The following is an 8,672-nucleotide window of genomic DNA, read 5'->3' as shown; positions in this document are numbered from 1 at the left end:
TGCAGATCTGGCGCTGTCCAATGGGCGCTTCCCTGAACACCCAGAGCCCAATGGAACGCTTCTGGTCAATCAGCACAACTACGCTTCCCGACCAGGGCCAGTCGCCCGATAGCGCATTCTCGCAGTTCATCAAAACGCAGGCAGTGCGTCCCGGCAGGGTCGATCTGTCCAGTTCAGATTTCGACTTCATCCGATCGATCAAGGTCTATGACGTCGATTGGTTGCAGTGGAACCACCGCAACTCCGAGGGCGACGATATCTGTTGGCGAGCGCGACGGCGGGCAAATATCGGCAGCTACGATCAACAAGGCACCTTCAATTGGCACAGTCTCGATATCTACGACGCTCCGACCTGGATGGAGGTCAGCGTCCAGCCTCGCGGCGATTGCGAGGCAGAAGGGCGGTTTCGCGGCATCGGCGTCGAATGGAACGACTATTTCGGCGAGCACGGGTTCGAGCTGGTTCGCTACTAGATATGGCGGTGATGAGCTTCCCTAGATCAAGAATTGCCCGCCGCTACCAGAAGCTGTAGCCTGTCGCGTTAAGAACTAATCAAGAATCATCGAGCGAGGATCAACCAGACCCAGAAAAAGCGAACCCCCGCGCGGGGAACCCGGCGGGGGGGATCGTGCAAACAGGGCGCCAACCCTGAATAGCCACCAATGTTAGGCTTATTTGTACGTCCTCCCTAAGAGCAGATCAAGCAAAAAACGCGCCTGCGCGAACAGAGAAATCTTGCACGGATTCCTTGCGCCTCAACGGAAATGAGGAGCAGAAGAATGACTTATCCACGGGCGGTTCATCCCGCCGCAACGCGGTCCTACCGCGACCCATCTGATCTACACCCCGTCCTTCCGGGCCGGATGCAGCGGGACAGTTTCGCTGTGCTGGTCGAACGTGTCGCGCCGTCCCTCGGTGTCGGCCGTTCCGCAGCCCATGCCTTTGTGCGCCTGGCCGCGTTGACACGGCCTCTTGATTGGACCGCAGATGATCGGTCCCCTGTCATCTATGCAGAAGCCGGCGAGGTCGCCAAAATGCTCGGCCTGTCGCAGCCGCGCTTGCGCGCGATCACCGTTGAGCTGGAACTGGCGGGCCTGATCGAGCGGCGCACGGGCGCCAATGGCAGCCGTTCACGTGCCGCCGGGACTGGGCTCTATCTCAGTGCTGCCATCGCCCGTGCGGACGAGCTGATGGCCATCGATGAGAGGCTGACAGCCGACCGCCAGCAGGCCAAATATCTGCGTGGCCAACGCAGCACCCATCGCCGGCACCTGGTCCAGGCTCTCGATCATCTTTGCGAGATCGCCCCCGATCATCCCCTGATCGGCGAGATCCGGGCAGGCCTGGAGAAATGGCCCTCGGCCGATCAGCTTCACATCATGGATCTCGCGACGCTAACCGCCCATGTCGAGGATGCGGATAACCTGTGCAGAACCGCCCTCGATCTTCTCGAAAAAGTAGAAGAATCAATCGGTGGACCGCTCGAAAACGAGCGTTCCTATATACAAGATACAACCCAAGAATCTTCCCGTATCTGTAACGCACGCGTCGATCAGCGGCGCGCGGGCAAGCCCGCGCACAGCATTTCTTCTGTCGCGCCGCCTGACGGCGGCACGAACTACAATGAAAACAATGATGGGGCGGCCAGCGGCGCGTTCAAGAGCGAATTTATCGCCAAGCTTGGACCGGAGCGGCTGTTCAGGCTCGCATCGCCGGAGATGCAGTTTTACCTGAGTGGCCGGGCCGAACCGCGCTCTCTTCGCTTCCATGATTTCGTATGGGCAGCAGAACGGCGCGTGCCGGAACTCGGCATCAGCCCTGATGCCTGGGCGGCCGCAAAAGAGGTCATGGGCGAGGACAGCGCCATGCTCTCGGTCTTCATCCTCGATGCTCGAAAGGCCGAGCCCGGCACCACGATCTTCAAACCCGGCGGCTATCTGCGCGGCATGATCAAGAAATATCGCGAGGGCGATCTGCACCTGATCCGCAGCCTGATCGGCCTCAGCGAACGGAAACGAGGGGAGGACCCGACATGAGGCCCGGAATCTGGCTGATCGGGCTGCTGGCGTTCAGCGGGCCCGCGCTTGGGCAGGACAGGATCTGTGTTCCGCCCGAAGAGCCGTTCATGCCAGACGACGACGCCACCTTCAGCGAATATGCCGATATCGTCGCCGAGGATTTCGAGCGGTATTTCTCGGAATTTTCGCCCTATATCGCCTGCCTCGATGCCGCCCGCCTGGAGGCTTTCGCCCGCGCCCGCGAAATTTCCACCCGGCACCAGGCCTTCTGGGACCGGGCGGATCGAATGGGGCTAACCGAAGAGGCCGCGACCTATGCCGAATGATCGCGAGCGGCGGAAAACAGCAGATGCGTAATGCAACAACCACCATCCACTATGCGATATCCAGCAACCGCTTTCGGATAGAGACTATCCGCCCTCCACGCGGGGCATCCCGTGGTGGCGCCTCTTGGGCACCGCCGGTTGACCACAAGCTGACGCTCGATCCGTGTCGTCTCGCTGTCAGCCTGCAAGGACCGCTGCGGCCGTGCAAGAGCAGGGCCTTGCAGGCTGGACAACCGGCAGGGCTGATCAGCCGCCCTGGAATACGAACATCCGGTCGGGCGGATAGGGCTTAAGGAGCGCAAAGGCTGCCTCCTCATCGCCGGCGAGCCAGGTACCGTAATCCTCAGGGGGCGAGAATCACGGGCATTCGCAGTGGATGAACAGGCTTCACCAAGTCGTTCGCGACCGTGGTGATCATCGTATGCGTGAGCCAGGTGCCCTCCTCGCCCTCGACACCGGGTTGTCCCTGGCGCCAGAGGCCCGCGAAGGCAAAGGGTGAGGGGTTGCTTTCCTGTCCGACGCCGAACCAGACATCCACGGCCGGATTACGGCCTTTCGTTTCGCAAAAGGCACTGGCAGGGATCAGGCAGCGGCGATTGCGAAAGCTGTCCTTCCAGAGCGGTTCCGTCCGCAGCTTGTCGTCCCGCGCATTGTTCCAGGCCGCAGGCTTGATCGGCTTGCCGGTCTTCTTCGAGACCTGCGGCGTCAGGAAACCCCAATGCATCCGGACCAGTTCGCAGTCCCCGTCCGGGGTTAGCCGCAGCACGGGCGCTTCGTATTTCGGCCAGATCGCAGGTAAAGGCTCGGCATTGCCCAAGCGATCATGCTCGCGCATCACCCGGAAATAGTCCTGCATGAGGATCTGGTTCAGCGTATTGGCGTATTTATTGCACATTGCCTGATTTCTGCCCCGCGTCTCCATGCCCTTCCGCCAGTAGCCCGGCGATCCGCGCCAACTCGCGGATGCGCCGTGGCGCCGGTTCCCAGGTCGCGCCTCGCCTCCAGGCGTCCCGCAATAGGACGCCCTTCGGGTGATTTTTGCAAAGCAAATCAAGTGCTGAGCTGGTCTCTGGCGACCGCGGGTCGCGGCGCGCAGCACCTGCGGCCGCCCGCTTCAGGGTCTCGATCGCGGCCGCGATGGCCTCGCGGCCCGCGATCTGTTCCGACCAGGCCCCGCCGAACGCGACGTTTCTCAATTGCTGCTTGCGATCCATGAGAACAAAAATAGAACATGAAGCCGAAAACACCATCCGGCAGGTTTAGCGCATGGGTCCGTTCCGCATTCTATATCTCGACATGAACAGCTTTTTCGCGAGTGTCGAACAGCAACTCAACCCAGGCCTCCGCGGCCGGCCGGTGGCGATCACCGCCGTCGATTCGGAATCGGGCGCCTGTGTCGCCGCCTCCTATGAGGCCAAGGCCTTTGGCGTGAAAACCGGCACCAGCGTGCGCGATGCCCGGCGGCTCTGCCCCGGCATCACCTTCCTGCCATCCCGTCATCGTCTCTATGTCCGCTTCAACCTGGCCGTCGCGGACGTGCTCGATCGCCATGCCGAGCTGACCCATATCCGCAGCGTCGATGAGTTCCAGCTGGCCCTGTCCGGCGAGGCAAGCGGCCTCGTGGGAGCCATCGATCTCGTCGCCCGGCTGAAGGCAGCGGTCGCGGCCGAGGTCGGCGTCTGCCTGCGGTTTTCTGCCGGAATCGGGCCAAATCACCTGCTGGCCAAGATCGCCGGCAAGCTGGAAAAGCCAGACGGCTGCCGCTGGCTTGGCCCGGAAAACATGCCCCAGGCAATCGCCCATTTGTCGCTGGATGATCTGCCAGGGGTTTCAGAATCTATGAAAGCCCGGCTCTACCGCGCACGCATTTTCGATATTCCAAGTCTCCATGCGCTCGATCCGCGCCACGCCCGGTTGATCTGGCGATCGGTCGAGGGCGAACGCTTCGTGCGGATGTTGCAAGGTATGGAGATCCCGCTCATTGCCACCGAGCGCGGAGGGTTCGGCAACAGCAAGGTGCTGGCCCCGGAGTTTCGCGATCCGGTCCGCGCCTATCATGTCGGCCGCTGGCTGGTCGAGAAGGCGAGCGCCCGTCTGCGCCGCGATGGTCGCGTTGCGGCCCGGTTCAGCCTCACGGTCAGCTTTCTGGCTGGCGGCACTTGGGCGCGAAATGTCAGCTGCTTTCCGACCCAGGACACGGCGATCTTTCTCAGGCTGCACCGCGCCCTCTGGATACGCCTCTGGCGCAGCGTTCGGCCCGGTGCGATCATCAGCCTTGGCGTCCATCTGGGCAATGTCGATCTTCTGACCGCGCGGCAAGGAGATTTGCTCCTTCCCCTTGCCCCGGCCGAACTGACGCGGGGCGAGCAGATCTCGAAGGCACTCGATCAGATCAATGCCCGCTTTGGCGATGGCGCCATCCGGTTTGGTCTCAATGCACCGCATCCGGGGTTTTTCGAGCGTGGGTAGGACTGTTCCTCACTTCGAGCGCCAGCGACTGATTTGGCGGGCTAGGTCGGGACCAGCGCTGAAGCCCCAGATAGCGCCGCCCGTGGTGAACACCAGCACCCCAGCCATCGCACCGAAAGGTCCACCGACAATGCCGGTGCCGGCACCAATCAAGAAACCAAGCGCCGCGCCGCAAATCGTCCCTATCGCCCGTGCTGTCATCTTACCTCTCGTCAATAGCAGCGTTTCGAAAAACAATCGCAGAGAATGATGTTCACCGCCAGATCGGCGCGCGCCAGCCAGCAGTGATGGCTTCATCTTCGGAACAGAACCAGCGTTCGCCCTTGGCGACATTGATCCGGGTCTTTCCATACCACGGCGACCATGGCGCGTGGTAAATCTTGCCACCCGACGAAATATTCCCCTTGATCGGACAGCCCTCCGGCGCCTTCTGCGCGGCTTCGGCCCATTTCCGTTCCCGGAAATCCCAAGGCGTCTCGTAATCACCCTGCCAGATCCCGACCGCCGCGACCCGAGCGGTTTCCTCTGCACCGACATAATCATCTGAATAGCGCATGAAGGCGCGGGCCAGGCCCGCCGCGATCATGGCGTCACCGAGATCCTGCCCCTCGACGTCACAGCGCGCAATTGTGCGCCCGTATTTGTCCTGGTCCAGCGCCTCGCAACTGACCGTGCCTGCCGAGATCAGCGCGTCGAGATGTTCCAGCGCCGCCTGGCCGCAATCCCAATCGCCACAGCGCTGCCCAAATTCCGGGGCATCTATCCCATTGATTCTGATGCGAAGCCCGTCGAGATCGAAGGTATCGCCATCCACCACGCGCGTCTGCGCGAGGGCGGCTGTCGAAGCCGTGGCGATGAAGAGTGCGGCAAGGATGAATTGTCGGGTCAGTGTCATCGAATGATCATCAGCAACTTCTGATCACGGGACAAGCATTTCCGGACGGCCATGTAGATCGATGGAGGCCCGCATATCGCGGGCCACGCCAGCCGGGGGATTCGGACAAAACCGAACGCCCCGGCTTTTGTTTGGCCGCGTTCCGCAGCCGTCATGGGAACCGCCGGTTCCCCCGTTCAAGGGCGCGTCCGCTTGACGGGGCAAGGGGTGTCCCCGGCCTTCCTTCGCGCGGCGCGCTCCGTGCAGGCCGGGTGATCCCCCTCCCCTCGCCCCTACGGCCGACCCCTGATCGGGTCCCCCTCCTGCCCTCGCCGGGAGGCAGGGTTTCAGGAGAGGCGCGCGGTCCCCGCGACCTCGCCAGAAACCCCGCCCGATGATGGGCACCCCGCACAAGGCAACGACCAAGGCGGGACCGTCGCAAAATGGAAGATGACCATGTTTCACAATTTTGATGGCCTGACCCGTAACGAAGGCCGCTGGCTCAATCTCTGGGCCGCGTTCGATGTGACCGGGGACTATCTCGGCACCTTCACGCTGGACGATCTGCGCGCGAAGGCAGCCGATGCTGGCAAATGGGTTAGCGCCGTTCGGTATCGCCGGGCTGGTCAGCAGATTGACCAAGCCGCGCTGGCGCAGCATTTCAACGGGCTGCCGTGCGGCACGACCATCTTTGCCTTCTCAGGCTTCCGCCTGTCCCCCGTCCGCGACATGGGTGGCAGTATCGAAGTCTGCGATCCCGGCGAGCATGATTTCTGGTCGGTCTATGGGTTTCACCGGGACGCCGAAGAATGGCAGATTGTCCATGATGCCCCTTGGGGCGAGATCGGCGAAACCCTCGCCCGGATCGTGGACCTGACCGGCGAACTGGTCGAATACCGCGACCTGTCACACGCTTATGCCAATACCCGCCTGCCCGATCTGGTCGACCTGCTGGCACAGCGCATTCTGGATGAAATCCCCGACCAAGACGACGCCGATGCGCGCATGGATGACGCGGACGCGCATCCGCTGGAAGAACTGCGGGACCTGATCCTGTTCGCCCTCAATGCGCGGAGGGGCTGATATGGGCTGGCTCATCTATCCCGACACCCCCGCCTGCATCCGCGATGAAATCGCCCGGCTCTGCACCTGGGACAGCGAGAATGGACGGGGTTTCCCCGTCCTGATCAGCCGCAAGGGCTCGGTCTGGTATGCGGCGATCCGCGCGGAACCTGCCGCTGGCCGACTGGACACCGGGCGCGACCCCACCGGGCATTTCGAGACTGACGCCACCGGCGGCTATACTTTTGCCGCCGTGTTCCTGACCACGACCAGCAAGGGCGAGTGGGGCTATAAGGACATGGACGAAACCAGCGGCCCCAATCAGGCCCAGGCCCCGGCGAAACTGCTGGACCTGCTGTCACCGACAAGCGCCGAATACGCCCTCGACTGGCGGCAGCGCTGCCGCGACCACGCGGCGCGCAACAGCCGCCGCATGAAACCCGGTGACGTGATCTGTCTGGCAACGCCCCTGCGGTTTTCGGATGGCGCTGAGTTGCAGACCTTCCGAGTCTCAAAGGAAAAATGGGGGCGCAGCAACCGAACGGTGTTCATCAGCACCGAAACCGGCGGGCGCTATTCCATCAGCAACATTATGTCCCGCGACTGGACCCGCATCTGACCCGGCAGCGCCGCGCCCGATGGCGCGGCTGCACCCGTGTCCCCCGACATTCAAGGATCAGTTCCATGACCCATGCACAACAGATGATCACCATCCCGAACAGCCTCTATGGCGATCAGACCGTGACCGCCTATTGCCGGTAGGGGCTTGGCGTTTTCAAGCAGCACAAACGCTGGCAGGTCGTTCATGTCGCATCCGGCATGAGCATCGGCGGCGGACGTGGCGGTGATCGCCGCACCCGGAAGGGCGCTTTTGCGATCATGGACGCCCTTCTGCAAACGCCGGTCGACTGGTCGAAGCCCTATGACCAGATCAGCAATGATGTGGCCGCCAACAGGACCGCGATCATGCTGGCCCTGAACGCATCGCGCGACCAGTGATGCCCGCGCGCCGCGCCTGACGGCGCGGCACCCTGCCCCATTCCCACAAGGATTTTGACATGGCCCATCCTGCCGTGACCGCATTCCTGCGTGCCCTCGACCAGTTCGATCGCTCGAAAACCTGCACCGAGATTTTCCGCCTGTTCTGCGAAATGGCCTATTGCGCGCTTGCCAAGCGCGCCTCCCCGTTCTCCGATCAGCGGGACCGGCTGGAAGCACAATACATGGACTGCGTCGGCAGGTTCCCGAACAAGGGCGACGTGCAGCGCGTGCCTGAAATGATGGCGGTCGCCATCGAGGCCATCGCCGGCGGCGGCATCGACTTCATCGGCCAGGTCGCCGCCGAGATCGGCGCGCTCGATGCCGGCCTCGGGCAATTTTTCACGCCCTATGAGGTCAGCCGCCTGATGGCCGAAATGAGCCTTGGCGATGCCGCCGCGCAAATCGAGGCGCAGGGCTTCATCACCGTGTCCGAACCCGCCGCCGGTGCCGGTGGCATGGTTCTGGCGATGGCCGATGCGCTCGAAAGCCAGGGCTTTGATCCGGCCAGGCATATCTGGGTTGAGGCGGTCGAACTGTCCCGCAGCACTTTCCACATGGCCTATATCCAGATCAGCACGCGCGGCATCGCCGGTCGGGTGATCAACGGCAACAGCCTTTCGCTTGAGGTGTTCGAGCAGTCATATACAGCGTCTGCGCCGGTGTTCTATGGACTGCATGGCGATCCGTTCGCGAAGCAGAAGGACGTCGCCCGCCGTGCCGCGCAGGCCGAGGAAGAGGCCCGCGCCCGGACGCGCGAACTGCTGCGCAGCACGGCGCCGGTCCAGGCCCGCGCCGTCTGGCAATGTGATTGACGCAGGCTGTTGCGGGGCCTATTCTGCGCGAGAACGAAAGGGGATCACCGATCCCGCTTTTCAGGGTTTC

Annotated in this window: 11 protein-coding genes; 7 read left to right on the top strand and 4 right to left on the bottom strand. The window is 62.7% G+C overall.

Annotation, left to right across the window (positions count from 1 at the left end):
* From ACFSCT_RS10000 to ACFSCT_RS09990, 3 genes are all read left to right on the top strand, one after another.
* On the top strand, window positions 1-473 hold a 473-nt coding region (locus tag ACFSCT_RS10000; protein ID WP_379142406.1), incomplete at its 5' end, for a hypothetical protein.
* 291 nt (window positions 474-764) lie between these two features.
* The gene (repC, locus tag ACFSCT_RS09995) at window positions 765-2,036 is read left to right on the top strand and encodes a replication initiation protein RepC (RefSeq protein ID WP_379142404.1); all 1,272 of its coding nucleotides are present in this window, start codon (window positions 765-767) and stop codon (window positions 2,034-2,036) included.
* A complete protein-coding gene (locus ACFSCT_RS09990) occupies window positions 2,033-2,344 on the top strand; it encodes a hypothetical protein (RefSeq protein ID WP_379142402.1) in 312 nt (103 codons plus the stop codon). The genes repC and ACFSCT_RS09990 overlap by 4 nt, the downstream gene beginning before the upstream one ends.
* A gap of 343 nt (window positions 2,345-2,687) precedes the next feature.
* Here the strand turns inward: ACFSCT_RS09990 and ACFSCT_RS09985 are convergent, their stop codons facing one another.
* Window positions 2,688-3,266, bottom strand: coding sequence for an SOS response-associated peptidase (locus tag ACFSCT_RS09985; RefSeq protein WP_379142399.1), 579 nt, complete (start codon window positions 3,264-3,266; stop codon window positions 2,688-2,690).
* Complete coding sequence (locus tag ACFSCT_RS09980) at window positions 3,229-3,558, bottom strand: hypothetical protein (protein ID WP_379142397.1); 330 nt, start codon at window positions 3,556-3,558, stop codon at window positions 3,229-3,231. The genes ACFSCT_RS09985 and ACFSCT_RS09980 overlap by 38 nt, the downstream gene beginning before the upstream one ends.
* Window positions 3,559-3,610: 52 nt before the next feature.
* Between ACFSCT_RS09980 and ACFSCT_RS09975 the strand changes: the two genes are divergently transcribed.
* The gene (locus ACFSCT_RS09975; RefSeq protein WP_379142396.1) at window positions 3,611-4,813 is read left to right on the top strand and encodes a DNA polymerase Y family protein; all 1,203 of its coding nucleotides are present in this window, start codon (window positions 3,611-3,613) and stop codon (window positions 4,811-4,813) included.
* Between the two features lie 253 nt (window positions 4,814-5,066).
* Here ACFSCT_RS09975 and ACFSCT_RS09970 read toward each other — a convergent pair whose 3' ends face one another.
* Window positions 5,067-5,708 carry a thermonuclease family protein gene (locus tag ACFSCT_RS09970; protein ID WP_379142394.1) on the bottom strand — a complete coding sequence of 214 codons (642 nt, stop codon included), beginning with the start codon at window positions 5,706-5,708 and terminating at the stop codon, window positions 5,067-5,069.
* A 435-nt stretch (window positions 5,709-6,143) separates the two neighbouring features.
* Here ACFSCT_RS09970 and ACFSCT_RS09965 point away from each other — a divergent pair, with 435 nt between their 5' ends.
* Together ACFSCT_RS09965 and ACFSCT_RS09960 are read left to right on the top strand one after the other, a co-directional pair.
* The gene (locus tag ACFSCT_RS09965) at window positions 6,144-6,770 is read left to right on the top strand and encodes a hypothetical protein (RefSeq protein WP_157994923.1); all 627 of its coding nucleotides are present in this window, start codon (window positions 6,144-6,146) and stop codon (window positions 6,768-6,770) included.
* 1 nt (window position 6,771) lies between these two features.
* Window positions 6,772-7,368 (top strand): DUF6927 domain-containing protein, encoded by a 597-nt coding sequence (locus ACFSCT_RS09960; protein ID WP_101462283.1) that lies wholly within the window; start codon window positions 6,772-6,774, stop codon window positions 7,366-7,368.
* Between the two features lie 50 nt (window positions 7,369-7,418).
* Here ACFSCT_RS09960 and ACFSCT_RS09955 read toward each other — a convergent pair whose 3' ends face one another.
* Window positions 7,419-7,556, bottom strand: coding sequence for a hypothetical protein (locus tag ACFSCT_RS09955; protein WP_379142392.1), 138 nt, complete (start codon window positions 7,554-7,556; stop codon window positions 7,419-7,421).
* Between the two features lie 251 nt (window positions 7,557-7,807).
* Here ACFSCT_RS09955 and ACFSCT_RS09950 point away from each other — a divergent pair, with 251 nt between their 5' ends.
* Window positions 7,808-8,602 (top strand): N-6 DNA methylase, encoded by a 795-nt coding sequence (locus ACFSCT_RS09950; RefSeq protein ID WP_379142390.1) that lies wholly within the window; start codon window positions 7,808-7,810, stop codon window positions 8,600-8,602.
* Window positions 8,603-8,672: the final 70 nt, after the last annotated feature.

The organism is Paracoccus pacificus (assembly GCF_042680785.1).
In the GTDB taxonomy this organism is placed as follows: domain Bacteria; phylum Pseudomonadota; class Alphaproteobacteria; order Rhodobacterales; family Rhodobacteraceae; genus Paracoccus; species Paracoccus pacificus.
This window is presented reverse-complemented; position numbering and strand designations above follow the sequence as displayed.